The organism is Parolsenella sp. LCP21S3_E11, assembly GCF_052118165.1.
Classification (GTDB): Bacteria; Actinomycetota; Coriobacteriia; order Coriobacteriales; family Atopobiaceae; genus Parolsenella.
In genome coordinates this window covers 227,745-253,663 of the sequence record NZ_JBQKHS010000001.1, presented here as the reverse complement: position 1 = coordinate 253,663, position 25,919 = coordinate 227,745, and the positions used below count along the sequence as shown (strand labels likewise).

Annotated in this window: 20 protein-coding genes; 4 read left to right on the top strand and 16 right to left on the bottom strand. The window is 62.9% G+C overall.

Going from position 1 to position 25,919, the window contains the following annotated elements; all coding sequences use genetic code 11:
• Positions 1-61 precede the first annotated feature (61 nt).
• The 7 genes from ACTQ1Z_RS01085 to ACTQ1Z_RS01055 all read right to left on the bottom strand — a co-directional run bounded on the left by ACTQ1Z_RS01085 (position 62) and on the right by ACTQ1Z_RS01055 (position 10,192).
• Positions 62-619, bottom strand: a complete 558-nt coding sequence (locus ACTQ1Z_RS01085; RefSeq protein ID WP_320680033.1) for a hypothetical protein — start codon at positions 617-619, stop codon at positions 62-64.
• 151 nt (positions 620-770) lie between these two features.
• On the bottom strand, positions 771-1,781 hold the full coding sequence (locus tag ACTQ1Z_RS01080) for a nucleoid-associated protein (protein ID WP_293836301.1): 1,011 nt from the start codon (positions 1,779-1,781) through the stop codon (positions 771-773).
• Positions 1,782-1,968: 187 nt separating this feature from the next.
• Positions 1,969-2,451, bottom strand: coding sequence for a ribonuclease HI (rnhA, locus tag ACTQ1Z_RS01075; RefSeq protein WP_441858064.1), 483 nt, complete (start codon positions 2,449-2,451; stop codon positions 1,969-1,971).
• Between the two features lie 131 nt (positions 2,452-2,582).
• On the bottom strand, positions 2,583-5,399 hold the full coding sequence (polA, locus tag ACTQ1Z_RS01070; protein WP_441858062.1) for a DNA polymerase I: 2,817 nt from the start codon (positions 5,397-5,399) through the stop codon (positions 2,583-2,585).
• A gap of 169 nt (positions 5,400-5,568) precedes the next feature.
• Positions 5,569-6,231, bottom strand: a complete 663-nt coding sequence (gene nth / locus ACTQ1Z_RS01065; protein ID WP_441858060.1) for an endonuclease III — start codon at positions 6,229-6,231, stop codon at positions 5,569-5,571.
• A gap of 66 nt (positions 6,232-6,297) precedes the next feature.
• Positions 6,298-7,929 carry a polysaccharide deacetylase family protein gene (locus ACTQ1Z_RS01060; RefSeq protein WP_441858058.1) on the bottom strand — a complete coding sequence of 544 codons (1,632 nt, stop codon included), beginning with the start codon at positions 7,927-7,929 and terminating at the stop codon, positions 6,298-6,300.
• Positions 7,930-8,104: 175 nt separating this feature from the next.
• On the bottom strand, positions 8,105-10,192 hold the full coding sequence (locus ACTQ1Z_RS01055) for a glutamine synthetase III family protein (RefSeq protein WP_441858056.1): 2,088 nt from the start codon (positions 10,190-10,192) through the stop codon (positions 8,105-8,107).
• 550 nt (positions 10,193-10,742) lie between these two features.
• On the opposite strand from ACTQ1Z_RS01055, the gene serB reads away from it, so the two are divergent.
• Positions 10,743-11,414: a phosphoserine phosphatase SerB gene (serB, locus tag ACTQ1Z_RS01050; protein ID WP_441858054.1), complete on the top strand. Its 672-nt coding sequence runs from the start codon at positions 10,743-10,745 to the stop codon at positions 11,412-11,414.
• Positions 11,415-11,535: 121 nt separating this feature from the next.
• Here the strand turns inward: serB and ACTQ1Z_RS01045 are convergent, their stop codons facing one another.
• From ACTQ1Z_RS01045 to ACTQ1Z_RS01035, 3 genes are all read right to left on the bottom strand, one after another.
• Positions 11,536-12,075: an HdeD family acid-resistance protein gene (locus ACTQ1Z_RS01045; protein WP_441858052.1), complete on the bottom strand. Its 540-nt coding sequence runs from the start codon at positions 12,073-12,075 to the stop codon at positions 11,536-11,538.
• Positions 12,076-12,402: 327 nt separating this feature from the next.
• Positions 12,403-12,981, bottom strand: a complete 579-nt coding sequence (locus ACTQ1Z_RS01040) for a manganese efflux pump MntP (protein WP_441858050.1) — start codon at positions 12,979-12,981, stop codon at positions 12,403-12,405.
• Between the two features lie 198 nt (positions 12,982-13,179).
• Positions 13,180-14,442 (bottom strand): MFS transporter, encoded by a 1,263-nt coding sequence (locus ACTQ1Z_RS01035; protein ID WP_441858048.1) that lies wholly within the window; start codon positions 14,440-14,442, stop codon positions 13,180-13,182.
• 272 nt (positions 14,443-14,714) lie between these two features.
• Here ACTQ1Z_RS01035 and ACTQ1Z_RS01030 point away from each other — a divergent pair, with 272 nt between their 5' ends.
• Entirely contained in the window at positions 14,715-15,671 is a 957-nt protein-coding gene (locus ACTQ1Z_RS01030) for a zinc dependent phospholipase C family protein (RefSeq protein WP_441858046.1), read from the top strand.
• Positions 15,672-15,806: 135 nt separating this feature from the next.
• The gene (locus ACTQ1Z_RS01025) at positions 15,807-16,310 is read left to right on the top strand and encodes an N-acetyltransferase (protein WP_441858044.1); all 504 of its coding nucleotides are present in this window, start codon (positions 15,807-15,809) and stop codon (positions 16,308-16,310) included.
• Between the two features lie 20 nt (positions 16,311-16,330).
• On the opposite strand, the gene ACTQ1Z_RS01020 is transcribed toward ACTQ1Z_RS01025, so the two are convergent.
• Together ACTQ1Z_RS01020 and ACTQ1Z_RS01015 are read right to left on the bottom strand one after the other, a co-directional pair.
• Positions 16,331-17,308: a hypothetical protein gene (locus tag ACTQ1Z_RS01020; protein ID WP_441858042.1), complete on the bottom strand. Its 978-nt coding sequence runs from the start codon at positions 17,306-17,308 to the stop codon at positions 16,331-16,333.
• A gap of 15 nt (positions 17,309-17,323) precedes the next feature.
• Entirely contained in the window at positions 17,324-17,743 is a 420-nt protein-coding gene (locus tag ACTQ1Z_RS01015; protein ID WP_293814707.1) for a hypothetical protein, read from the bottom strand.
• Between the two features lie 150 nt (positions 17,744-17,893).
• Between ACTQ1Z_RS01015 and ACTQ1Z_RS01010 the strand changes: the two genes are divergently transcribed.
• Complete coding sequence (locus tag ACTQ1Z_RS01010; RefSeq protein ID WP_441858040.1) at positions 17,894-18,919, top strand: endonuclease/exonuclease/phosphatase family protein; 1,026 nt, start codon at positions 17,894-17,896, stop codon at positions 18,917-18,919.
• Positions 18,920-19,058: 139 nt separating this feature from the next.
• Here the strand turns inward: ACTQ1Z_RS01010 and ACTQ1Z_RS01005 are convergent, their stop codons facing one another.
• From ACTQ1Z_RS01005 to pepT, 4 genes are all read right to left on the bottom strand, one after another.
• Complete coding sequence (locus ACTQ1Z_RS01005) at positions 19,059-22,304, bottom strand: ATP-binding cassette domain-containing protein (RefSeq protein ID WP_441858038.1); 3,246 nt, start codon at positions 22,302-22,304, stop codon at positions 19,059-19,061.
• 56 nt (positions 22,305-22,360) lie between these two features.
• Positions 22,361-22,885, bottom strand: a complete 525-nt coding sequence (locus ACTQ1Z_RS01000) for a peptidyl-tRNA hydrolase (RefSeq protein WP_441858036.1) — start codon at positions 22,883-22,885, stop codon at positions 22,361-22,363.
• Positions 22,886-22,911: 26 nt separating this feature from the next.
• Positions 22,912-23,718: an HAD family hydrolase gene (locus ACTQ1Z_RS00995; protein WP_441858034.1), complete on the bottom strand. Its 807-nt coding sequence runs from the start codon at positions 23,716-23,718 to the stop codon at positions 22,912-22,914.
• A 164-nt stretch (positions 23,719-23,882) separates the two neighbouring features.
• A complete protein-coding gene (gene pepT / locus ACTQ1Z_RS00990) occupies positions 23,883-25,145 on the bottom strand; it encodes a peptidase T (RefSeq protein ID WP_320678681.1) in 1,263 nt (420 codons plus the stop codon).
• Between the last annotated feature and the right edge of the window lie 774 nt (positions 25,146-25,919).

The following is a 25,919-nucleotide window of genomic DNA, read 5'->3' as shown; positions in this document are numbered from 1 at the left end:
GCCCGCGCCAGGCAGCGAGGCAGAGGATGCGACCGTCATCCTCAATCCACCTGAAGGTGGGCTATCGCGTGCCGCCGTTCGCGATGGCGAGTCTGAACGCATCGAAGGCGCCCTTTATCTCAGCCTCTGAGGCAACGCCGCCGAGGCCCTTGAGGAAGTCCACGAGCTCACTCATATGCATGACGGGACAGGCGCAACGGACGCCCGTAAGGTCCGTCCCGTCATCGAACACGATCACGTACGTCACGTCCCTCTCGATGAATCCACCGAGGAACTTCTTCTGACGGCGAACGTAGGTCAGAGGAGACGGGAAGGCCTGGCTCTCGCCGTCTCGCTCGATTCGCCACACCCCGTCGTCGCCTCCGCTCACGGTACCCGTCGCATGTAAGCAGCACGCGGAGACGAACCCGCGGGTAGTAAGGACGGTCGCGAACCGCGCCGCCTCGTTGTCCAGCGCGTCATAGTAGGAGTTGAACGCCAGGCGATGCCTACCGAGCTCGTGCTCGAGCCACGCTGAGTGGGAGAAGTCCTGGTCGCCGCAGTACTTGCGGAAGTATTCGAAGAAATTGCCAAAGAGCTGCTGGTAGATAGAGCCCTTGTAGGACGTCCATGCACTCATCGTATGCCTTCCGATGGCTAAGGAAATCAATGCGTAGAGGGTAATGATAGCCTTCGTGGCCAGGCGCGGGCACCAGGCGCGCGGGTTCCGGCCACCTCCTGCATGCCCGCCGCACGCGAGTGCGGTCGCGCGCACCAGGCACGCGTGGCGCCTACTTGTTCTCGATGCTGCCGATGTTCTTGAGCTCGATCGAGATGAGGCCGTTGGCCTCGGTGGAGAACTGGATGAACTCCGGGTCATCGCCGTACTCCGCCGGGAACGAGACCTCGATGCCGGTGTCCGTCACGATGCGGTGGCAGCGCACGCGCTTCTGGGCGACGGCACGGCGATCGACGGCGACGCGCTCCGGCAGGTGACGCACGTCAGCCGCAGTCTCGAAGGCACGTCGCGCGGGCTCAGAGTCCTCGAAGACCTTCTCCGCGAGGCCATCGCGCGAGAAGGAATCCTGTTCGTCGACCTGCTCGGCGACATAGGCCTTGGCGCGGGAGAGAGCCAGGGCGGCATTGGCACCGTGCTCCTCGGCGACCTGTTCCACGATCTCGGTCACGCAGTCGATCGTCTCGCGAGCGCTCGCCTCGGAGCTGCACTGGAGCAGACCCTCGGGGATGAGCAGCGTGTCCTGGCCGTCGATGGAACGCGGCTTGTCGACATAGGCAATCTCGAGGTTGTCCGCACGCACGAGGGCCCAGCTCGCAAGCTTCTGGGTGGCGGCGGGCAGCACGCCATAGCGACGAACGATGTCACAGCTCACCATCGAGCCAGCCTGGCTGACCTCATGGACGAAGGCCTTCTTGCCCTCGAGGAGGAAAAGGCCGATGTAGCGCGTATCGTCACCATCGAGGAAATCCGTCATGAGAAGGTCCGTGCTACGGGCACCATCCGCACGCTGGAGCTCACCGAACAGGAAGCTCGCCACGGTTGCCGTCAGCGGAACGAACTCATCCGCGCCATGGAGGTAGCGGCTCACCTGGGTCGCGAGGGCGTTGTCCTGTCCGAACTTGCCGTGGCGGCAGTCCGTCGAGCCGAGGGACTTGCGGCAGATGCTCTGCACATAGGACTTGACGGGCTTCTCCTCGAGGTCAAGCTCGGCCTTAGAGATGACGCTCACGGCAGAGTCGAGGTCGAGGACGTGCAGGACGGCCTTGTTCAGGCGGACGATCATGGGTGCCTCCAGCGGTTGGTACGAATTGCGAGGGTCTACTATACCCTGCCTCTGTGACATGACGAGGGCTGTCGCGGCGGATGTGGATGCTTGTTGACGCATGGGGTGGCCACGGCGAACGAAACGCGCGAGCAGGCGTCCCGCCGAGCGCAGCGGGGCGAGCGGCGTCACGGCAAGCCCGCAATCCCTACCCCTCGAAGCCCTCATCCTCGAGGAGCTGGGCGGCAGGCGCGGTTGCGGCGGCAACGGCAAGCTGGTCGCAGCGCTCGTTGAGCTCGGCGCCCGCGTGCCCGCGAACCCATACCCAGCGCACGTCATGGGGCTTGGCAGCCGCGATCAGACGCTTCCAGAGGTCCGGGTTCTTCACTGGCTCCTTCTTGGCGTTCTTCCATCCGCGGCGCTGCCAGCCATCGACCCAACGCTGGTTGAACGCGTTCACGACGTATTGCGAGTCGCTGTGGACCTCCACCTCGCACGGACGCTTGAGCGCCTCGAGTGCAGCGATGGCAGCCATAAGCTCCATGCGATTGTTCGTGGTGCGCGCATAGCCCTGCGAGAGTTCGCGCTCATGAAGGACGCCCGCCGGATCGGTATAGCGCAGCACCGCCCCAAAGCCACCAGGACCAGGATTGCCCCTGCTAGAACCATCCGTATAGATAACGACCCTCATACGCTCCCCTCGTGTTTGTTGACTGAATACGCCGACTGACGCCATGCGTGCCTCGCGGCGGCAGCGTCCGTCGCCACCCGGGAATCGCGCCCCTCGCGGTGGTAACGGCTATCGCTGCCCAGGCACCACGACTACTTCGCGGCCGCCCAATCCTCACCGTAGGAAACCTCGGCCACCAGCGGGACGCTCAGCGTCACCACGCCCTCCATGGTCTCCTTGACGAGCGCGCTCATTGCTTCGAGCTCGGCCTCCGGCACCTCGAAGTCGAGTTCGTCGTGAATCTGGAGAACGAGCTTGCTCGTCATCCCCTCCTCACGCATGCGCGCGTCTACCGCGACCATCGCGAGCTTGATGATGTCTGCCGCGGTGCCCTGCATGGGGTGGTTCATCGCCGTGCGCTCGCCAAAGTTGCGCAGGCTGGCGTTGCGCGCCAAGATGTCCGGAACGTGACGCTTGCGACCGTACATCGTGGACGCCCAGACATTGCGCTTGGCAAGCGCGACGGTCTCGTCAAGATAGCGGCGCACGCCGGGATAAGCCGCAAAGTAGCGGTCAATCATCCCCTGCGCCTCCGCGCGCGAGATACCAAGCGACGTGGAGAGGCCGTAGGCCTGTTGTCCGTAGACGATGCCGAAGTTCACGGCCTTGGCGCGGCTGCGCATCACGGGCGTGACCTCGGACACGAGCACGCCAAAGACGCGGGCGGCCGTCTCGGCATGGAAGTCCTCGCCCTCGCAGAAGGCCTCGATGAGATGTTCGTCGCCAGAGAGGTGCGCGAGCAGGCGCAGCTCGATCTGCGAGTAATCGCACGCGAGGAACACGCTGCCCGGAGCCACCTTGAAGGCCGTGCGCACGCGATGCCCCAGCTCGGAGCGAGTCGGGATGTTCTGCAGGTTGGGGTTTGAGCTCGAAAGGCGGCCCGTCGCCGTAACCGTCTGGTTGAGGCTGGTGTGAATGCGGCCGTCGCCCGCGATGAGCTCGGGAAGGGCGTCGAGATAGGTGCTCTTGATCTTGGCCTTCTCGCGGTAAGCGAGCACCTCGGCAACCACGTCGTTCGTGCGGGCGAGGTCCTCGAGCACCTTGGCGTTGGTGGAATAGTAGCCACGCTGGGTCTTCTTGAGACCCGCCGTGGGTAGCCCCAGGTCATCAAAAAGCACACCGGAGAGCTGCATGGGACTATCAACGTTAAACTCGCGACCGGCGGCGGCAAAGATCTTCTGGCGGCTCTCCTCGATGTCCGCTCCCAGCTCGCGCGATTGGGCAGCAAGAACCTCGGGGTCAACAGCGAGGCCCATGCGCTCCATGCGTGCGAGTACACCCACGAGCGGCATCTCCATCTGGTCCATCAGCTGGGCGGAGCCGTCACGCTCAAGCGCCTCGCGCAGGACGGGCACGAGTACGCGGCTCGCCGTCGCGGCGACGGCGGCGGTGGGAACAGCATCGGTTGCCTCGGGCAGCTCTCCCTCGAGATAGCGCTCGGCCACCTCTGCCACGGGATACGAACCCTTGGAGGAATCGAGGAGGTAGGCAGCCACGCCCGTGTCGAAGAGGTTGGCCGGGTTGCAAAGGGCGGGATCAAAGGGGCTGCCGTCCTCATTCACCGCCGGCGCAACCGAGGAATCGCTCGGGTAGACGGCGTGCATGAGGGCCTTCACGTCGCCCGAAGCGACGCGCCAACCCTCGAGCGCGCGGACGAGCAGCGCAGAAGCCGCGTCGCCCTCGAGCTTGCCCATGCCAGCCTCGCAGCTCGCCCAGACCATAAGCTCAGGCGCGGAATCAAACAGCGTCGTCTGCGCGGGGGCCTCGCCGAGGGCGAGACCGACCCACTCCCCCGCCTCACCGGCGTCGCGAAGTGCCTCCTCAAGAGCGGAGCCCGAGAGGACCTTCGGCAGCACGAACGCGGGCTTCGCCGCAGCGGCGTCGCCCTCCGCCGTTGCGAGGGCGAGGACGCGGGCCGTCATACCCGTAAAGCCCAGCTCGCCCATGGCGGCACGGACCGTCTCGACGTCAAACGTGGGAAATTTCGCCGTAGACAGATCGAGCTCGATAGGCGCATCCGTGCGAATGGTCGCGACCTTGCGACTGAGCAGGGCGTCGTCGATGTGGGCGCGGAGGCTCTCGCCCATCTTGCCCTTAACCTCGTCCGCATGGGCGATGACCTCGTCCAGGCTACCGTACTGACAGATGAGCGCACTTGCCTTCTTGGGACCGATGCCCGGCACGCCGGGAATGTTGTCCGAGGTATCGCCCTTGAGTCCGTAGAAATCCGGAACGAGCTCCGGGGTGATGCCGTGGTAGAGATCATCGACGCTCTCCGGCGTCATGATATTCACGTCTGAGACGCCCTTGCGCGTGGAGACGACGTTCACGTGTTCCGTGACCAGCTGGTACATGTCGCGGTCGCCCGTGACAAGGTACATGTCATAGCCGGCAGCCTCGCCACGGCGAGCGAGCGTGCCGAGGATGTCATCACCCTCCCAGCCCTCGAGCTCCACCACGGGAACGTCCATCGAGCGCAACAGATTCTTGACCATGGGGAACTGCTCGTGCAGGACCGGATCCATCGGCGGACGCTGAGCCTTGTACTGCGGGAGCATCTCCATGCGTACGCGTGGCTTGCCCTTGTCAAACGCGCAGATCACACCGTTGGGACGGAAGCTCTCGACGAGCTTCACGAACATCGACACGAAGCCGAAGATGGCGTTGGTGGGGCGGCCGTCCGGCGCGGTCATCGTAGGTGGGATGGCGTGGAACGCGCGGTGCATGAGCGAGTTGCCATCGATAACGGCGATGACGCGGCGCTCGGGGGCATCGGGCGCGGTGACAGGCGCAGAGGCGGCGTCCTCGGCGGCGGCCTCGGCGGATTCAGGCGCGGTTGCAGCGAACTCGGTGCCCCCAGGCACGGATGCAGCTGCCACGTTCTTCTCGGCCATGTTCTCAGTCGTCATCGGCGTCTCCCTCGCTCGTGTTGTCCGCCGTCCATTGTACGTGGGAACCCTGACACGCGGACGATTCGACATCCGAGCCACATCAACCCGACGTGCCCGAGCCCGTGCTCGAGCACGCCGCACGCCGCCCACAGCCCGGCGTGATCCGCGCGTCACGCGTTCGAAGCGGCTAGCACTTCCCAACGCTCGGGCAAATATCCGCCATGGGACACTCAGCGCAACGCGGGGCCTTGGCGCTGCAAACCTCACGCCCGAAGCGAATCCACTGGTGGTTGACGTCGCGCCAATACTCGCGCGGCAGCAGCTTGAGCAGGTCCTGCTCGGTCTTGAGCGGCTCCTTCTCGTGCGTCTTGGGACTCAGGGCCAACCTGTGCGCGATGCGGTTCACGTGCGTGTCCACCGCGATGCCCTCGACGATGCCGAAGCTCACGTTGAGCACGATGTTGGCGGTCTTGCGCCCCACGCCCGGCAGGCGCGTGAGCTCGGCCATCGTGTGCGGCACCTCCCCGCCATAGTCGCTCACGATCATCTGCGCGGCCTCGACGGCGTGCCTCGCCTTGCTCTTGTAGAAGCCCAGGCTGCGGATGACCTCGGCGACCTCCTCCGGCGAGGCGGCAGCAAGGGCCTCGGGCGAGGGCCAGCGACGAAACAGCTCCGGCGTCACCTTGTTGACCTGTGCGTCCGTCGTCTGGGCGGAAAGCAGCACAGATATGACGAGGCGATAGGGGCTCTCATGGTCGAGAAAGCACTCGACTCGCCCGTACATCTCCTCCAGGCGGTCGCAGAACTCGATTGCGCGCGCCCGCTTGGCGGCGTTCGTCTCGCGCGGCATAAACCCTCCCCTAGACAAAACGAGCCCCAAGCCATGCCTGGGGCCCGCGATGATCAACCGTAAGCGTTAGTCGTCGCTCGGCATGCCATACGAGCTCATGAGCTCGTCAATGGTAACGAAGCGATATCCCTGTGCCTTGAGCTGCGGAAGCGCGATCTTGAGCGCCTCGACAGTCTGAGAGCGATCGCCGCCACCGTCGTGCATGAGCACGACGTCTCCGGGCTGAGCGGACATGATCCTGTCCGCAATGGCCTGAGCTCCCGGACGACGCCAGTCCTCCGTATCGACATTCCAGCCAATCTCAGCCGTGACGTGATCGGCAAGGTTAGTGATGATGTTGCCGCTGCTTGTGGCGTGATAGTTGCCGCCCGGCGCGCGCATGACGCGTGTGACCGAGGTCCCAAGCACGTCTTCGATGGCCTGGAAGCCCTTGTCGACCTCCTGAATCTGCTCGTCAGTGCTCATCTTCGTAAGGTCAACGCCACCACCCGAGCCACTCGCGTGATCCCACGTGTGCGTGGCGATCTGGTTTCCCTCGTCATGAATGCGCTTCACGACATCCGCGTTTTCCGCGACCTGGTTCCCAATCTCGAAGAACGTGGCGTGCGCGTCATTCTCCTTGAGAATGTCGAGGATCTCCGAGGTGGTGCCGGGCCAGGGACCATCGTCGAACGTCAGCGCGATGACTTTGTCGCCATTGGTGTTCGTCGTGTAAACGTGGTAGCCGGCGTCAACGGGTTGCTTCGTGACCTCGGTGACCGAGATACCAGAGACGTTGCCGGTCCTCGTTACCTGTTCGCCGTCCTCGCCGTTCGAGTACACATGCATCGAGCCTGCCCAATACAGGTTAAACGAGCTCATGTCCTCGCCGCCCTCGCCATGAGGGAGGGTCTCCGTGGTCTCAGTGCACTCCTCGTCAGTGTCGTTGCCGTCATTGATCTGGACGACGGCATGACGCGGGACCACCGTCGTGGGATCCGCGGTCTCCGTGCCATTGACGGTTGCCTCGAAGGGGTCACCGCCACCCTCCTTGCAGACGGAGCCATCAACGGCGATAAGGTCACCGGCCGTGGGCGAGGCAAAGCCCTCGTCGACGACGTCCTGAAGCGTGGAGCCAGCACGCACCATGCGATCCGTGCCGTTGACGTTGACGCGATAAATGGGCGGGTTGAAGTAGAGATAGGCCCCGCCTCCGCCAAGAACGGCAAGAACGAGGAGGACGACGACGATCGCCGGCACGCGGCGGCGGCGCTTGCGCGGGGCGCCCGGAACGCCCTGGCCGGCGGTGTTCTTGTGGCGACGTCCGTCACGGGAGCGCGATCCAACCTGCTCATGGCCCATCTCGACCGCGCCCGTGGAGGGGCCGGAAGCATAGGGATTGTCCTCGTATGACGCCTGATAGGGCGAGGCGTACGGGTCACCCGCGGCATAGGGGTTGGTCGCCGGCGGAACATAGGCGCCGGCCTGGGGCGCGCGCTGCGTCTGGTCAGCGGGAACGGGAGCCACGGCGCGGCCTGTGGCATTGGGCGACGCAGCATGGCCGGCGGCATAGGGATTCGCCGGGGCGTCCCCGTGGGAATCCGGCTGAACACCGGCATGGCGAACCGTAGCGGGCTGGCCCTTGAAATGCGAGCCCGAACCACTCGAAGCGGAATGACGCTGGCCGTCATCCGACTCAGGATATTTGAAGCGAGGCATGTTGTTCCTCCTTGAACGCACACGATCATGCGACGTTTGCTCAACCCATCCTAGCAGCTATCCCGGACATCGACTTGACGCACACGGAGCCTACCGGACCCACACGACCATAAAAAAAGCGGCCCCGCCAGAAGCGAGGCCGCCAATAACTCAGCGTCTAAAGACTATCGTGAAGCTACACGTAGAACAGGATCCTGTTGTAGCTCGGGACAGGCCAGTAGTCGTGACCGCAGACCTTCTCCATCGCGTCGACGGCGGCACGCAGTGCGTCCATGGCCGGGATGACGGTGTCGCGAATGGCCTCGTCCTGCTTGGTCGGGCACTCGAGAGCCTGGGCCTCGGCGTTCTTCTTCTCGAGGTCAGCGACGAGCTCGGCGATGTTATCGATGCTGTCGGTAAGCGACTGGACGAGGGCCTTCTCCGCCTTGGCGGCGATGCCCAGCTCGGCCTTGGTGGCAACGGTGGAGGCGATGTCACCAGAGTAGTCGTACAGCGCCGGCAGGTACATGTGCTTGACCATGTACACCATCGTGTTGGCCTCGATGTTGAGGAGCTTGGCGTACTGCTCGGCCTTGGAGATGTAGCGGGCCTTCATCTCGTCGGCGTTGGCAACGTGGTACTTCTCGAAGAGCTCGACGTTCTTCTCATCAACGATGCACGGCAGGGCGTCCGGCGTGGTGCGCATGTTGAGCAGGCCACGCTTCTCGGCCTCAACGGGCCACTCATCGGAATAGCCGTTGCCGTTGAAGATGATGCGCTGGTGATCGGTCAGGGTCTTCTTAACCCAGGCGAGAGCCTCGGAGAGGAAGTCAGCCTCGGCGACATCAGCCATGTCGGTGGCGAACTTGTCGAGCTTCTCGGCAACGGCGGTGTTGAGGACCATGTTCGGATCAGACAGGTTCTGCTGAGAGCCGCACATACGGAACTCGAACTTGTTGCCGGTGAAGGCGAACGGAGAGGTGCGGTTGCGGTCCGTGCTGTCCTTCGTGAGGTCGGCGAGCTGCGGGACGCCGAGGTCCATTTTCTCACGCGGGTGGCTCGTGTACGGCTTGTCGTTGATCAGCGCGTCCACGACGGCGGCGAGGTCATCGCCCAGGAAGATGGAGACGATCGCGGGAGGAGCCTCGTTGGCACCCAGGCGGTGATCGTTGCCAGCGGAGGCGACGCTCGCACGCATGAGGTCCTGGTGATCATCGACGGCGGCGATCACGCTGCTGAGGAAGACGAGGAACTGCAGGTTCTCCTCAGGGGTGTCGGACGGGTCGAGCAGGTTCTTGCCATCAGCGGAGATCGACCAGTTGTTGTGCTTGCCAGAGCCGTTGACGTAGTCGAACGGCTTCTCGTGCTGAAGGCAAACGAGACCGTGGTGGGAAGCGATGATCTTCATCTTCTCCATCGTGAGAAGGTTGTGGTCGATCGCCTTGGAGCTGGACTCGAAGATCGGGGCGAGCTCGTGCTGGCACGGGGCAACCTCGTTGTGCTTGGTCTTCGCCGGAACGGCGAGCTTCCAGAGCTCGTCATCGAGCTCCTTCATGAACTCGTTGACCGTCGGGCGGATGGCGCCGAAGTAGTGCTCCTCGAGCTCCTGGCCCTTGACCGGCTCGCAGCCAAAGAGCGTACGGCCGCACATGATGAGGTCAGGACGGGCAGCGTAGTCCTCCTCCTTGATGAGGAAGTACTCCTGCTCCGGGCCAACGGTGGTGGAGACGGACTTGACGTCCTTGCCAAAGAGCTTCAGGACGCGCTTGGCCTGGGCGTCGAGGGCAACACAGGAACGAAGCAGCGGGGTCTTCTTGTCGAGCGCCTCGCCGGTGTAGGAAATGAACGCGGTGGGGATGCAGAGGACCTCGTCCTTGATGAAGGCGGGGGAAGTCGGGTCCCAAGCGGTGTAGCCGCGGGCCTCGAAGGTGGCGCGGAGGCCGCCAGAGGGGAAGCTCGAAGCGTCAGGCTCGCCCTGAATAAGTGCCTTGCCAGAGAAGGTCTCGAAGGCGCGACCGTCACCAGTGGGCTCCATGAAGGCATCGTGCTTCTCGGACGTGATACCCGTGAGAGGCTGGAACCAGTGCGTGTAATGCGTGGCACCCTTCTCGAGCGCCCACTCTTTCATAGCGTGGGCCACCTCGTTGGCGATGTCGAGGTTGAGCGCCTTGCCCTCCTTGATAACGCGCGAGAGCTCCTTGTACGTGGGCTTGGGCAGCCGATCACGCATGACGGAGTCGCTGAAGACTAGAGAGCCGTACTCCTCTGTGACCTTTGAAGCCATATGGACTCGCTTTCTCTTCTGAGAACTGATCCCTGACGCGGTAATACTCTAACGGGGCGTTGTTTCTCTGTCATTAACCATTTGCTTCCCGCACGTCACCCAAATGTGAGCAGCGCGAGACGCGAGCATTAGCAACGTGCGACACTTACGTGAGCGATGCGTGGTGCGCGCGTGAGCATAACGCGATTTCGCGTGGTTAAGGCGGAGAACGGCGAAATAATTAGCGCATAGACAAACGCGCTTGCCATGACGAGCAATCCCAGGACGCCATACATGCTGTTGAATATAGTCCTCACCCTTCTTAAGAGGGGCACGAAAGCCCGCAAGATGTGACGTGGATTTACCCGGCCGGCAATTGCGTCCGTTGTTTTCCTTTTCCACAAGGTAAATTGAATCGAATGGCGTCAAAAACGCATCGAAATACGCGGACAATGCAGTTAACAACAAACTTCGGCAGCAAGCGTCAACACGGCAAGTTGCCAAAGCGAGCACTAGCGAACACCACGCGTAAAAGCGCCATCCCAATATGGCGGTAGGCAGAGGAGAAACCATGGCAGAGATGGCAACGCCCGATACGAACACCGCCGCCCGCGGCCTTATCGTCATGGATATCGACTCCACGCTCATCAACGAGGAGGTCATCGACCTCCTCGGCGAAGAGGCCGGCGTCGGCGACCGTGTCGCCCAGATCACCGAGCGCGCTATGCGCGGCGAGCTCGACTTTCGCGAGGCGCTTGCGGAGCGCGTCGGGCTCCTGGCGGGCCTCGATGAAAGCGTCTTCGACCGCACCTTCGCTCGCGTGACGTTTACTCCCGGCGCTCTCGAGCTCGTCGAGGAGGCCCACCGTCGTGACTGGAAGGTCGGCGTGGTTTCAGGCGGTTTCCATCAGGTCGCAGACAAAATCGTTGCCGCAGCAGGCATTGACTACTGCCTCGCGAACCAGCTCGAGGTCGTGGATGGGCGTCTCACCGGCAAGGTGATCTCTGAGGTCGTCACCAAGGAGAGCAAGGTCCAGGCGCTGCACGAGTGGGCAGACGAGCTGGGTCTCTCTCGTGAAAAGACCGTCGCCATGGGCGATGGCGCCAATGACATCCCAATGATTCTCGAGGCCGGCATCGGCATCGCCTTCTGCGCCAAGCCCAAGACGCGCGCCGCCGCTCCCCACTCGATCGACAAGCGAGACCTCATGCTCGCCTGGTCGATCATCGACGGCAAGCAGTAGGGCAAGCAGCTCGACTCCGTCGGGGAGGCCGGCGCGTCACTCGAATCGGGGAGGCCGGCGCGTCACTCGAAAAGCCTTATCTGGGAAGGCCGCCAGATCCGCACCGCACGCCCCAAGCGGCCTATTCTGCCTTCATCGTGACGCCGGCAGCGACTTCCGTGATGCCATCGAAGATGAGCGCAACGCCCGCGATGAGCATCACGAACTCCGCCATCGTGAAGGGCGAAGTCACAACAAGGACGCCAGCCGCAAGCGTAAGAAGACCCACCACATAGCGCCAGCCACGACCCGGAAGCCCAAGCCTGAACACGACATTTGCCTCGATGATGTCATTCACGCCCGTAATAAGGATGATCACGCCGATAATCACGTAGATACCGGCAACGAAGGCGTCCGGCCAGAGGATGAGGCACATGCCAAGGACGGTCTCCACGAGACCGATCGCCAAGTCAGCCTGGCTCAGGAACAACGCACGGCGCGCCCAGCAGCCAAGCAGCGTCACGACGCCCACCAAGGCAAGCGTCCACCCGGCGACCTGCACGATCAAAAGCGTTGCCCCAATCGGGCTCACGAACATCGCGATGCCGAGCACCAGCAAGGCGATCCCCATAAGGATGACCGTCGCCTTCGTGCGCTTGAAGAGTTTCTCGAACGCGTTCATGTTTGCCTCCCAAGACAACGCTGGATATGAGTGCGCCCCGTCATATCAAGCGGAACGATGCGCCATCGTCGCTCCGCGAAACGAAACGCGAAGCCGTGTATCCAACGGATAAGCTCACGCACTAGACATACCCAGGCGCGCGGGAGTTATGCGCGCGCATCGCGGCGCCTCTGGCGCAGGGACCACGCGCGCCGCGCAACAGTGCTCCCCAGCACGAGAAGCGCAAGTGCGCACCACGGGGCACCTCTGGCGCGGAAGCCACGCGCACCACGGGGCACCTCTGGCGCGGAAGCCACGCGCACCGCGCGGCAGCATCCCCGAAAGAAACTATGCGAAGAAAGCCTTGAGGCCAATGATGATCAGCACGACGCCACCGGCGACCTCGGCGCGATCGCCTAAGACCTCACCGAGCTTACGACCGATGAGAAGCGCAATCACGCAGCAGGCAGCCGTAGTCAGCGCGATGATTGTCGCCGCAGGCACAATGGCAACCGCCTGGGCACGGAGGCTCACGCCAACGGCAAACGCATCGATAGCGGTCGCGATCGCCTGAACCAGCAGAGTCGCGACGGTGAGCCGCTTTACCGCGGGGCCATTGCCAGGCTCGTCCGCGTCATCGCCAAGGCCCAGCAAGGCGCACACGCCCTCGCGAACCATATTGCCCCCGATGAAGCCAAGGATAATCAACGTGATAATCCCGGAATACTCCTCGATGACCTCGGCCGCAAGGCCTCTCACGAAGTAGCCTAGCAACGGCATAAGCCCCTGGAACAGGCCAAAGAATACCGGCATGAGCGCTAGGCGGGCCTTCGCCTCGCCAGTGTAGACAAACGTATTCGAAATGGTCACAGCAAAGGCGTCGGCGGATAGCGCCACGCCCAGCACCAGGATCTCAACGATACCCAAGAAACCCGCACCCTCCCCGAGGTGGCATGAGACAAAAAGGTTGGCCGGTCACCCATGGACCGGCCAACTCTCGAGCGCTATGAATGATAGAACCAAACGCCAACGACGAAGAGCCAGCACCGACGCACATCACGAATGACATCGCGCGCCCCGGCGAACCAAGACAAACCTTCGCGAAATGCCGTGGGCGAACTGCCCTTATGCAGCCCTCTCGCCGCGGGCGTCTGGCAGGGTGAGCAGCATGACGAGACCCACCACGAGCAGCACGCCAATGGAAAGCACGCCCAGGTTGGCATTGCCGGTCGCGGCGGTGATGACGCTCACGAGGAAGGTGCCCATGACACTCGCGTAGCGACCGAAGATGTCGAAGAAGCCGTAGTACTCGTTGGCGCGCTCCTTGGGAACGAGTCTGCCAAAGTAGCTGCGGGAAAGCGCCTGAATGCCACCCTGGAAGAGGCCCACAAGAATGGCAAGGATCCAGAACTCAACCGCCGTCTTCAGCAGGAACGCCGCGAACAGGACGATGCCGCAGTATGCGAGCACGGCCACGATGATCATGCGGAGCGTGCCGAACTTGCCAGCAAGCTTGCCGTAGATGATGGCAGAGGGGAACGCCACGAACTGTGTCACGAGCAACGCGAGCACGAGCTGCGTCGAGTCAATGCCAAGGGCAGATCCATAACTCGTCGCCATCGAGATGACCGTGTGGACGCCATCGATATAGAAGAAGAAGGCAATCATATAGATCAACAGCACACGGTCCTTGGCGATACGACCCATGGTGTCGGCCAGGCCAGAGAACGTGGAGGCGACGATCTTGCCAAGGGTGTCTCCCTCACCGCGCTCCTTGCCGTACTTCTGCTTGTAGGTACGGATGAGCGGCAGCGTGAACGCGAGCCACCAAATGCCCGTAATCACGAAGGAGAGACGCGTGCAGAGCATCATCTCGAGGCCCAACGCCGGGCCGCCGAAAATCAGGGCGAGGCAGATGATGAAGGGGATGGTCGAACCAACATAGCCCCAGGCATAGCCCGCACTCGAGACCGTGTCCATGCGCTCGTCCCTCGTGACGTCGGTGAGCATGGCGTCATAGAACGTCATCGACGAGTTGAGGCCCACCGTGCAAAGCACGTAGAGCACGAGGAACGGCAGGGCGGCCATCGGAATCGCCTGGGCGAAGCACAGGACGAGACCCGTGAGGAAGAACCCGAGGAAGAACTTGATCTTGTTGCCCGCATAATCCGCGAGCGAACCCAGGATGGGCATGAGCAGCGCCACCACGAGGGAGGCAATCGTCTGGGCGTTAGCCCATGCGGTCACGAGCTCTGCCGAAGAGGCGCCCGTGTTGATGGCGTTGAAGTAGATCGGCACGATAGAGGTGTTGAGCAGTACGAGCGCCGAGTTTCCGACGTCATACATGACCCAATTGCGCTCGAGCTTCGTGAACTTCGTCTTGGCCATGTAGGCTCTCCTGTCTGCATCATCGAGGCGCGGGCTCGGGCGCGCGCCATGTGCATCCCATGCATGATACCCGGACTTGATGACGCCTTATGTAATGCAACGGTAAGCGGCCCCTTTATAGGGGCGGCGATGCCATAAGTGTCCGCAATGCATGTCAGAATCCAATAGACGGATAGTCAGACACGAATGTGATTGATACCCGCCGCCTCATGGATAGCACTCCCCCGGCAGGGGCATAATGGACGCAGCAAATCGACCGAGGAAGGACTCTCATGCCTGCTCTCATCACTCATCATCTGTTCGGCGAGAGCTCAGCCGCGCTCCTCCCGGAAAACGTCATTACCGGCGAGGAGGAACTTCTCGCGTTCCTGCTCGGCAACCAAGGCCCGGACCCCTTCTTCTTCCATGTGCTCGGCGCACCCTCAGCGACCAGCGCCTCTCACCAGCTCGCCCATCGCATGCATGACGAGCGCATGACGGCAGCGTTCACGGCACTTCGCGACGGAGTGAGCCACCTTCCCGCCCATGACGCCGGCATCGGCCGTGCCTTCGCCCTCGGCATGCTCTCCCACTATGCGCTCGATCGTTCCGCACACACCTTCATCTACGCGCAGCAGTACGCCATCATCGCCGCGAATCCCGAGCTAGACGATGCCGGCAGCGAGGTTCATGCCGTCATCGAGGCAGACCTCGACTCTTGGATGCTCTGGACGCGCCGCCGCGCCACGGTTCATGATTGCCCGCCCGCCGGTGAGCTAGCGCGCACAGACCGCATCTGCCGCGTCGCCGGCGCGCTCACAAGCCAGGTTGCCTGGGCCGCCTTTGGCATCGGCCTCTCCGCGACCGAGTACGCTGCCGCCGTCGATGATATGGAGCTGTGCTATCGCGCCATCGAGCCCAACGGTTCGCTGAAGAGCCGCGCGCTCGGCGCCCTCGAGCGCATCGCTCGCCCGCACTCGCAGCTCACCTCGCTCTCGCACCGCGTCACCACGAGCGACGACTGCTGGGTGGCAAATCTCTCCCACCTGCCTTGGGAGAACCCCTTCGCAGGCGGTACCTCTCGGGATTCCTTCCAGACGAGGTTCGACGCCGCCCTCGACGGATGGCCGGCCCTCGCCCAGGCCTTCACGCATGGCGGAGAGGAGCTTCGCCGCGCAATCAACGGCCTCAACTACTCGGGACGCCCCCTCGGCACCGCCGAGGAGTGCCCGGAAGACCAGCGCGGCTAGCACCAGCACGCCCGAGCCCATACCTCGCCAGCACAAGCGCGGCCAATGCCAGCGCAGTCCGCGGAGCCAAGAGCCCGGCGGCGCGGGCGCGGCCAACGCCAGCACGCCCGCCTTCAGCACAAGACAGGACTTCACATGCAGATTCGCATCGCTACCAGAGAGGATCTTGACGACCTCGTTCGCATCTACGCCGCCGCCCGTCGCTACATGGCAGAGCACGGCAACCCCCATCAGTGGGGCGATGGCCGCCCCTCTCCCGAGGAAATTGCGAGCAGCGTCGAGGAAGGCGCATGCCGCGTTGGCGTCGACGAGGATGACCGCGCGCATTTCTCGTTTACCATCTATAGCGAGGAAGACCCAACCTACCAGCAGATCTATGATGGCGCCTGGCTCAACGACGAGCCCTACGTGACCATCCATCGCGTCGCGAGTGACGGCACCATGAGAGGCGTGTTCTCCTCCGTCTTGGCTCGTGCAAAGGACGAGGCAAGCAAGCTGGGCATCCGCAACCTACGCATCGACACGCACAATGACAACCTGACCATGCAGCACATCGTTGCCAAGGCGGGATTCTCGTACTGCGGCATCATCCACCTCGAAGATGGCGACCCGCGCCTGGCCTACCAGCTGGTGTTGTAGGCACGCCAGCAAATCACATCTCAGCGAGAGGCGTACGCCGGATTGGCCACGCGCACCGCCTCCGGATGCGCAGCCCTAAGACGCGCGAACGCATCCTCCACGTCGCGCGGAATATCAACGTGCGCGATCCAACCAGCCCCTTTGGGTCCATAACCCGAGGCATCGTCTCGCAGACGTGGTACCTCCCCCATAAGCAGCGTGCGATATCGCTCTATGCCCCACATGCCCAACGGCTCATCCTCGTAAGAGAGGCTGCCTGAATCAGCAATGACTCTCGCCGCATAGGTCGCGTATGCCAAAACGGCAGCGTCAGGCCTATGGAAGCGCAGCCCCGCAACCATGCGCCTCATCATCGCCGCGTCCTGCATGAGAAGGAAGCTCTCCGCGGTAATGTCCTTCGACTCGAGCAGCTCGAGGAGATACGTGATGTTATTTCCGCAGTTAGTCGACTGCGTCTCAAGAAGGTCGGCGGACATGCCGTGATATTCGCGGAGATAGGCATCGAAAATCTCCGCCTCCGCGGCGCCAGGAGCGACATCGATGCGTGGCCATATCGCCCGCGCCCGTTCGCGTAGTGTCTCCGTCGTATGGCCAGCGCCACCAACGATAACGTAGGTACGGGCGATGCCCGCCTTCATGGCATCAGCAAGAACCTCGCCACCCACCAGGATCGATCCCCCAAAGAGGACCGCCACATCAACCTGGGTGCTCGCCACACGGGCGACGCCTGGGCCACCCGTCGCGTCCGTTCTGGACGCACCGTCAGCAGCACTGGCGCCTGCCACGGTGGCACCATCTGCCCCGGCAGCAGCACTGGCGCTTGCCGCGGCGACGCCGTCCCGGCTCAGCAGCGGAAGGTCTCGTTGCCCGAGAAACCTCGCGAGTACATTGAGGTCGCGAGCCTCCTGACGCAACGGGAGTGAGGCCGCGCGCTCGCCACGAGCCTCTTCGCGCGCCATGCCTGAACACACGTGTTCCGATCGCCCTTCCTTGCCCATCGCAAGCCCCGCGCCCTAGTGCATGCGCTCGAGTTGAGAGCGAACGGCATAAACCTGACGCATCGCATCCGCAACCTGCTGCTTCGCGCGGTCAATCTTGTTCTGTGCGATCCAGTCAGCAAGCACACCGTCGAAGAAGATATCCGCGAACTGAAGGCCACTACCTAGCTCGACGTTGAGCCCAGTGGCCTCATCCACATCGTCAAGCTCCTTCACGAAGATGCGAAGCGCGCGCTTTGCCTCGTCAATCTCGTCTTGAGCATCGGAGATCTTGCGATGCTTGAGTAGGGTTGTGATGAGCCCTCCGCCAAGCATATCCACGATGCCCCAGCGTCCGGCATCATCGAGCATATCTGCGGCATTCCCAAGATGCTTGAGCGCGGCATCCGCGGCATCGATCGCCTCTCGGATCTCCGTAGCCCTGTCCTTCGTCATCGGACCTCCACACGCTAGATGCCAGCGATTTGCGAATAGCCTACCATTCAAGGCCGTCAAAAGACGACGCGGCCCTTACGGCCTCAAGGGTTCGCGCGACGTCGAAACGCGCAAACCGCCGCACCCGCATTTGCTCACGAGAGGAGAGGTATGCAAGCAATTACCCTGCTACTGGCACTCATAACGCTTGGCGGCATCGCATGTCGCATGCTACCTGCTTCGCTCGCGGCACTCCCCTTCGTCGCGAATGTCGTCTCGCTCACGCCATGGCTCGTAGGATCAGCCGTCATCGCACTCGCATTCTCCTTCATTCCAGCATGGCGTCACCATCATGAGGCACGCCTCTTCGTGCGCATCATAGCCGCATGCGCGATCGCCCTCGAGATTGCCTGGCAGACGCCCTTCTTCATTCCCAGCCAGCGTGTCACCTCGGCGCTCGCCGCGGATGATAGCCAGGCAACGACCCTCCGCGTCATGACCTGCAACGTCTACAAGGGAAACGCCAGCGCCGAGCGCATTGTCGAGCTGGTGCGCGAGAACAACATCCAGGTCCTCGCTCTGCAGGAGACCACGGTCGACTTCGTAAGCGAGCTTAAGGCGGCGGGAATCGACGAACTCCTCCCCTATTCCGAGCGCTCGAGCTCGGACGGCGTCTACGGCAACGGCGTGTGGAGCGCGCTCCCCCTCTCGGACGCCGCGAGCGACGACATCGGCTCGTCCGCATCCGCCATGCCCGCGGGCACCATCGAGGTCACACGCCCAGACGGCGCGACTGCCCGCCTGCGCATCGTCTCCGTCCACACGTGTTCGCCCGCCCTGGGCTACTGGGCCCTGTGGGAGAGAAGCATTACCGAGATTGGCGTGGCGCGCGAGCGCCTAGCGGAGGACGATAGCCTTGATTACGTCCTTCTCGGCGATTTCAACGCCACGTATGACCACGCACCCTTCCGCGAGATGCTTGGCGAGGGTACGGTGGCTGGCGCGCCCAGGCTTCACGACGCCGCTCGCGAGTGCGGAGCCGGCATCACGAGCACCTGGCCCGCTAACCTGGAGATCCCCGCATTCTGTAGCATCGACCACGTCGTCACGAGCGATCGGGTGATCGCCACAGAGGTCTCCACGGCAGAGGTACCGGGCTCGGACCACCTTGCCCTCATCGCCACGCTCGAGCTGTAGGCGTAAAGGCGGCTCGCTCCGTCATGCGCGAACCACGCACCACCCTGCCCATCGCACTCAGGGCACACCCGCTCGCCGCGCCGCCGCGCCGGCCGGAGGCCATGCGCGGGCCACGCCGCCGCGCGCGGATCCGCGCCATCTACTCGCTGCGCAGGGCCTCGACCGGATCGCGCTTCGCGGCGGAGAAGGACGGGATAAGTCCGGCGACCACCGTGAGCAGCACCGATATGCAAATCAGCGCAACAGCGGCACCCGCGGGCAGGCTCATGATGTTCGCGACGTTGTGCTCGCGCAGCACCCAGGCGTTCACCGGAACCGACACGATAAGCACCACCGCAATCGCAAACACGCCCGCGATGAGGCCCTCGATGAAGGTCTCCGCATTGAAGACGTTCGCGACATTGCCCTTGGAAGCACCCATCGCGCGCAGAATACCAATCTCCTTCTTGCGCTCGAGCACACTGATGTAGGTGATGATGCCGATCATGATCGAGCTCACCACCAGTGAGATGCTCACGAACGCGATGAGCACGAGGCTGATCATGTTCACGATGTCCGTGACGCTGCCCATGATGACACCCATGTAGTCCGTGTAGGAGATCATGCGGTCCTCATCGCCGGCCGCCTTGGCGGTTTCGTTGTATGCATCAATGCTCGCGACCACGCGGCTCTTGGCCTCGAAATCAACGGGATAGATCTTCACCATCTGCGGGTTGCTCTCGTCAGCATAGCCAAGCGTGGAGAGGTTGTTGTCATACGTAAGACGTCCGGCGTTTGCATAACTCGTCATGAGCGAGGTGAGGTCGTCCGCCGTCATGTTGAAGTGGATGGCATTGGCAAACGCACTCGCATCCACGTGGAAGGCGCTCTGCATGCCGCTCGCGAGCTGCGAGCCCATGCTCTGCGCAGCCTGGCCCATAACCCCCGCGAGCGAGCTCTGGAGCTGCGAGGAGATCGCATTGCCAATCTGCTGGCTCATCTGGTCCATGACCTGCTGCATCGCCTGCTTCAGGTACGGCGCGAAGCTGTTCTGCATATAGTCAGTGAGCGCTTTCTGCAGCCTCCCGGCAACGCCCTCCCCTGCAATTGCCTTGATCTGGGCGAGCGTCTCCTGGGCGCCCGTATCCTCCGCCAGATACTTCTGGAACGCCGCGACTACCTTTGACGGATCGTTCACATCAGTTCCAAGGTCACGGAACTGGTCAGACGTCAGGAAGTTCGCAAGGAGCTGGTTCGCGAGGTCGCCGAGCTGCTTGATCTGCTCCGGCGTAAGCGGGTCTTGGAAAACGCCCGAGAAATCAGGCACGGGCGCTCCGGCCATGATCTTGTTCATATCGATGTCGAAGTCGATATTGGACAGGTCGAGCTTCACGTTCCCCAAATCCATGCCGGAGAAGTCAAATCCCTGCAGGTTGAGCGCACTCTCATCGAAGGAGAACGCACGCTTGAGCGCCGCCTCGTCAACGGAGAACATGCTGGAGAGGTCGAAGCCGCACTTGCTCTCCTCCTGCAGCGTGTCAAAGGTCTTGCCCGTGAAGACGTCGACCTCGGGATTCGCGAGCTGCTGCTTCACAATGTCGGAGTTCGTGGCGCGGGCCATGAGCTCCTCCGTGAGGCCATGCGTGTAGGCGACGCCCGGGGAAAGCGCCCTCGAGCTCGAGCTGCCGTTGGGCCTCACCACGCCGACAATCTTGAGGTCGAGGCCGCTGGCGACCTTATCCGCCATAAAGGCGGCGTCGTTGCTCATGTCGGTCCAGCTGCCAGTTTCGTCGTTCCTGCGATAGGCGTCTGAGGGCGAAAGCACCTTGAACTTGGTCTGGAGAGCCTCGTCATAGGTGAAGTCCACGTCGGTATCGGGCGTGGTGATATTGCCATCCGCTGACATAGCACTCGAAACGAGGCTGTTGAGCTCGTCGATGTCGAGTTTGCCGATGCTGTAGAGCGTATAGTCGCCCACGGTGCCCCGACTCGAGAGCACGAGCACCGCCTCATCGGGCGCGCTCGCCCAACGGCCAGCGACGACGTCGTACTGGGAGTCGAGGAGCTCCTGGTCGTCGATCATCTCGTTGAAGACGCTCGAGCCGTTCATCGACGACATGCCCGCCATCGCGGCGTTCGAGGCGCCTCCGCTCGCGGCGGTGGTCATGTTGTTGGGCACGAGCTTCACCGGGTCGGCCCCGTCCTGCTCGCGGTAGATGATGGGCGTGATGCCGTAGTCATACTGGATGGCGTTGACGTCGTCCGTGATGCCGTCGCCGCCAGCGTCGAGCCACTGCTTGAAGGAAGCGAGGTCGTTCGACTTGACGCTCGCGAACATCTCCTTGAGCGCCGTGACCACGGGAATCTTGTCGGAGCCGCTCGGGTTCTCCGGCACCTCACTCTGGGCCGCATCGTCACTCGCCGTGCCGGCCTCGTCCATCATGCCCGTGAGGTCGTAGTCCTGGCGAGAGATGGAGAGCGGATAGCTGGAGAGCGTGTCCTGCTCAACACGGGCGATGTACTCGTTCACGCCGTTGGAAAGCGCCAGGATCGCAGCGATGCCGATGATGCCAATCGAGCCGGCAAAGGCCGTCATGGCCGTGCGGCCCTTCTTCGTCATGAGGTTGTTGGCGGAGAGCGCGAGCGCCGTGAGGAAGCTCATCGAGGAGCGGCGCTTTGGCTGCTCTGCGCCCTTCTCGGCGGCACGGCGCTCCGCGAGCTCGGCGTCGGCGATGGGACGGGAGTCATCCACGATGCGGCCGTCCTTGATGCGGACGATGCGCGTGGCGTAGTCCTCCGCGAGCTGCGGGTTATGGGTGACCATGATGACGAGGCGGTCCTGCGCCACCTCGGCAAGGATATTCATGACCTGGATGCCGGTCTCCGTGTCGAGAGCGCCCGTGGGCTCGTCCGCAAGTACGATCTCAGGGTCGTTCACGAGGGCGCGGGCGATGGCGACGCGCTGCATCTGGCCACCGGAGAGCTGCGCCGGGCGTTTGTTGACGTGGTCGCCCAGACCTACGCGCTCGAGCGCAGCACGGGCACGCTCGCGACGTTCCTCTCGGCCAACACCCGCCAACGTGAGCGCGAGCTCGACGTTCTGGAGAATCGTCTGGTGCGGGATAAGGTTGTAGCTCTGGAACACGAAGCCGATGCGGTGGTTGCGATAGGTGTCCCAATCGGCGTCTGAGTAGTCTTTGGTCGAGACACCGTTCACGATGATGTCGCCGGAATCAGCATGATCAAAGCCGCCGAGGATATTGAGGAAGGTCGTCTTGCCGGAGCCCGAGGGTCCCAGCACCGCCACGAACTCGCTTTCGCGGAAGGTAATGGACACGCCATCAAGGGCGCGCTGGACGAAGTCTCCGGTCTTGTAGGACTTGGTAATACCCTGGATCTCGATCATGTGGTTCCCATCGCGGTGTTATTTGGGGTGGAGCGCGCGGAGCGGAGCGGCGCCGGCTATCTATACAGCGGCAGCTGACCCGTCACGGGCGAGATCGCGCTCACGTCCATGGGCGCGAAGCCGACGCAGGTCCAACGGCTACCGGAGGCGTCCGGCGTGAGCTCGGTGCGACACGCGTCGCGGATGCAGAAGAAGTCCATGCCCTCCATGAAGCCGCGGCTCTCCGCACGACTCACGAGCGCGGCAAGTGCGCGTTCGCCATCGACTGCGAGCACGATCTTGGGCTCACCCTGGCGAACCCACTCCGCCAGCACGCCTGCGTCAACGGATGTGCGCGCAAGGCTACCGCCCCACTCGAGCCCGATGGGGCCGCACGTAGGGTCGCCCTCGACGTAGCGCTGGGTGCCAGCGAGCAGCGCCGCCACGCTCGCATGCGCCACCTGCGCGGCGACCTTGCCCGCGCTCATGCCAAGAGAGCGATCAATCACGACATACTGCCGGATATCCGGGCCCGTAGGCTCAGCCTCGGGCTCCGTCTCCTCGCGCGCCGACGTCGCCGTGCCCATCATCGTTGCTGACATTGCGTACCTCAAACCCCTCGTATCGATTACGCCCGAGCGCGCGCTTCCTCGAGAACGCGACGCATCTCGGTCTGAACGGCCTGCTCGGTATTCTTCCCAATCACGCGCTCGGCAATCTGTTTGACGGCGTAGCGGCCATTGCCCATCGCCACGGGATGACCCACCATGCTCAGGATCTCGTAGTCGTTCATGGCATCACCGAAAGCCATGACCTCGTTCGCCTCGATGCCCAGGTACTCCATAATCTGGCGAATGCCCGTTGCCTTCGAAACGCCCACCTGCATAACGTCGATCCACCTCGAGCCCGAGGGCGCGAAGACAAAGCGATCGCCCAGCTCGCGCTGGAGGACGTAGGCCATGTCCATCGTGTATTCGGGCGTGTCGCAGAAGACCGAGGTCTTGAGGATGTTCACCTCGGGTGCGGGCACGTCATAAACGCGGACAGCGGCGAGCAGGTCCTTGTCGATCTCACGCTCGAAGCGGTCCTCGTCATCGAGCAGGAAGCTCTGGGTGCGGTCGAAAAGGGCGATGTGGAGGCAATCGAAGTTGTCGACCGTCTCCTTCAGACGCCTGAGCCCGATGTGCGAGAAGACCTCGCGGTCGATGAGCTCTCCAGACACCACGACCTGGGCGCCGTTCGATGCCACGAAGTCCATCTGGTCCACAACGGGGGCAAAGAACTCATGGAGCGTGTCGAGCCTGCGGCCGGAGCTCGCCGCGAAGTGAACGCCCGCCTCGCAAAGCTCGCGAATGAGGCCGAAGGTCTCCGCCGGCACCTCGGAGTGCTCGTCGAGCAGCGTGCCGTCCATATCCGATGCGATGAGCTTAATCACGGTGTCTCCGTTCTCTGGATTGTGGCGATGTGGTCGGTTGTCGTGACAGCAAGCCGCTTGGCTTGGACGCCTGCCAGCACAAGGCGGCAGGCACCCGAGTTAAGCGGCGAGGGGAGCGACGAAAAGGGCGCGACGAATCGCCAGGCGCCCTTCGCCGCGCGCGATTACTCCTGCGGAGCCGCGAAGCGGGCCACGAGCTGCTCGAGTGCGTCGACCATGAGCTCCATGCTGCGCACGGGAATGAACTCGCGAACGCCGTGGAAGTTGTAGCCGCCAGTGGGCAAGTTGGGGCACGGCAGGCCGCGGAAGGTCAGCTGGGCGCCGTCGGTGCCGCCACGGACGGGCACGACGCGCGGTTCCATGCCACACGCCGCCATCGCGGCAAAGGCGTTATCGCGCAGGAAGTCCATGCCACGCAGGTGCTCGGCCATGTTGCGATACTGCTCGCGAATCTCGACCTCGACCGTGCCGGTGCCATAGCGCCTGTTGAGAAACTCCGCAGCATCACGAAGCTGCTGCTCGCGAGCGGCGAAGTGGTCCGCGTCGAAGTCACGCACGATGTAGGTCAAGCTTGCCTCGCCCGAAGAACCCGAGACCTCGATCGGGTGGAAGAAGCCCTCGTAACCCTCCGTGTGCTCCGGGCGCTCTGCCGTGGGAAGGAGGGCGTCAAATTCGCCGAGCACGGTGATGGCGTTGACCATGACGTTCTTGGCGCTACCGGGGTGCACCTCGACGCCATGGGCCGTGACCTTGGCTTGGCTCGCGGAGAAGCACTCCCAGTTGAAGTCGCCGAGCTCCTCGCCATCGACGGTGTAGGCCCAGGTCGCGCCGAACTTCTCGAGGTCGAGCAGGGACGCGCCATGGCCAATCTCCTCGTCCGGCACGAAGGCAATCTTGAGCGTGGGGTGCGGAAGTTCGGGATGCGTGGCGAGGCGGGCGACGAGCGCGACAATCTCCGCAACGCCCGCCTTGTCGTCCGCGCCAAGAAGCGTGGTGCCGTCCGTGACGACGATGTCCTGGCCGACGAATCGCTCGAGCGCGGGAAGCTGCTCGGGCGTGGTGTCGATCACGTGGCCGTCACGCTCGCCAGCGACGAGCGCGCCGCCTTCATAGCGGATGACGCGCGGCTTGACACCGGCGGCAGGCGCGTCGGGGGCGGTGTCGATGTGGGCGATGAGGCCGAGTGCGGGGAGATCCTCCGCTCCGGCCGAGGCAGGGAGCGTCGCCGTGACGTAAGCGTTATGCGTAGCCTCAACCTCGCTACAGCCCAGCTCAGAGAGCTCGGCGGCAAGCTGGCGAGCCATGTCGCGCTGGCAGGCGGTCGACGGAGTCTCCTCCTCGTTGTGGGGATCGGACTGCGAGTCAATCTGCACGTAGCGCATGAATCGTTCAAGGACGTCGCTTGGCTTCGGCGTGTAGCTATCCATGGCTCCTCCTCAGGGAAATCCCGCGTTGGGCGGGATGAATGAATGTCCGTAAAGAGTTTACTCCCCAGGTGACTTGCGTATCGAAAGGGGTTTGTCATGAGGCATGGAGTCGCTAGCGCGTCGGTGGCCTCCGGCACGCAGGAGGTTGCCAATACGCAGATGTTTGCCGTGCTCAGCCGGCCGCCAATCCCATGGCGCACGCCGCAGCCCCGCCCGTTTCACGCGCAGTTAGCCTCCTCCGAGATCGCAGACGCCCACTCGACCGAGAAGTATGGACCTGAATCGCGGCCGTCAGAGTAGAGGTAATTGTTTAGCCATCAAACCTGCAGGTAGATTTACCACTTATTAGGAGACTACTCGAGGCGATTCGATTCATGTCCATACTTCTCGAGTGAGTTGAATACCAGGACAATTTCTTCGCTAGCAGGGTGCCGCACAAAACAACGCTAAGTAGGGGGCTAATCCGTGATCGTCCGAGTAGACCGCTCTGCCGGCGCAACAAAACCGCAGGTAGGCAGATTGCGTTTTTAGGGACTACTCGAGCAAAACCGAATTAGCCCCCTACTTAGCAACTTTTTAAATCTCGCCGTGCGAATTCGAAGGCAGCCAGGCGCGAATCGATGATTAAACGCCATGTTTGAAGAGCAATTAATGACACCGTGCGCGAAGGCACGAGCCGATCCCCGGAACAGAGTTACATGCCGCAAGCGACAGAGGCTCAGCAGGCAAGCCGTGATAGCCTAGTACCTTGGGACATAACGCGGCGAGCAATTA

Excerpts from the sequence above, each read along its gene's own strand:
- ACTQ1Z_RS01045 (WP_441858052.1), bottom strand. The coding sequence starts at position 12,075 with ATGAACGCGTTCGAGAAACTCTTCAAGCGCACGAAGGCGACGGTCATC.
- ACTQ1Z_RS01000 (WP_441858036.1), bottom strand. The coding sequence starts at position 22,885 with ATGTCAGCAACGATGATGGGCACGGCGACGTCGGCGCGCGAGGAGACG.
- rnhA (WP_441858064.1), bottom strand. The coding sequence starts at position 2,451 with ATGAGGGTCGTTATCTATACGGATGGTTCTAGCAGGGGCAATCCTGGT.
- ACTQ1Z_RS01035 (WP_441858048.1), bottom strand. The coding sequence starts at position 14,442 with ATGGCCAAGACGAAGTTCACGAAGCTCGAGCGCAATTGGGTCATGTAT.
- ACTQ1Z_RS01080 (WP_293836301.1), bottom strand. The coding sequence starts at position 1,781 with ATGATCGTCCGCCTGAACAAGGCCGTCCTGCACGTCCTCGACCTCGAC.
- ACTQ1Z_RS01020 (WP_441858042.1), bottom strand. The coding sequence starts at position 17,308 with ATGGGCAAGGAAGGGCGATCGGAACACGTGTGTTCAGGCATGGCGCGC.
- ACTQ1Z_RS01025 (WP_441858044.1), top strand. The coding sequence starts at position 15,807 with ATGCAGATTCGCATCGCTACCAGAGAGGATCTTGACGACCTCGTTCGC.
- ACTQ1Z_RS01010 (WP_441858040.1), top strand. The coding sequence starts at position 17,894 with ATGCAAGCAATTACCCTGCTACTGGCACTCATAACGCTTGGCGGCATC.
- pepT (WP_320678681.1), bottom strand. The coding sequence starts at position 25,145 with ATGGATAGCTACACGCCGAAGCCAAGCGACGTCCTTGAACGATTCATG.
- nth (WP_441858060.1), bottom strand. The coding sequence starts at position 6,231 with ATGCCGCGCGAGACGAACGCCGCCAAGCGGGCGCGCGCAATCGAGTTC.
- ACTQ1Z_RS01060 (WP_441858058.1), bottom strand. The coding sequence starts at position 7,929 with ATGCCTCGCTTCAAATATCCTGAGTCGGATGACGGCCAGCGTCATTCC.
- serB (WP_441858054.1), top strand. The coding sequence starts at position 10,743 with ATGGCAGAGATGGCAACGCCCGATACGAACACCGCCGCCCGCGGCCTT.
- ACTQ1Z_RS01085 (WP_320680033.1), bottom strand. The coding sequence starts at position 619 with ATGAGTGCATGGACGTCCTACAAGGGCTCTATCTACCAGCAGCTCTTT.
- ACTQ1Z_RS01030 (WP_441858046.1), top strand. The coding sequence starts at position 14,715 with ATGCCTGCTCTCATCACTCATCATCTGTTCGGCGAGAGCTCAGCCGCG.
- ACTQ1Z_RS01015 (WP_293814707.1), bottom strand. The coding sequence starts at position 17,743 with ATGACGAAGGACAGGGCTACGGAGATCCGAGAGGCGATCGATGCCGCG.
- ACTQ1Z_RS01005 (WP_441858038.1), bottom strand. The coding sequence starts at position 22,304 with ATGATCGAGATCCAGGGTATTACCAAGTCCTACAAGACCGGAGACTTC.
- polA (WP_441858062.1), bottom strand. The coding sequence starts at position 5,399 with ATGACGACTGAGAACATGGCCGAGAAGAACGTGGCAGCTGCATCCGTG.
- ACTQ1Z_RS01055 (WP_441858056.1), bottom strand. The coding sequence starts at position 10,192 with ATGGCTTCAAAGGTCACAGAGGAGTACGGCTCTCTAGTCTTCAGCGAC.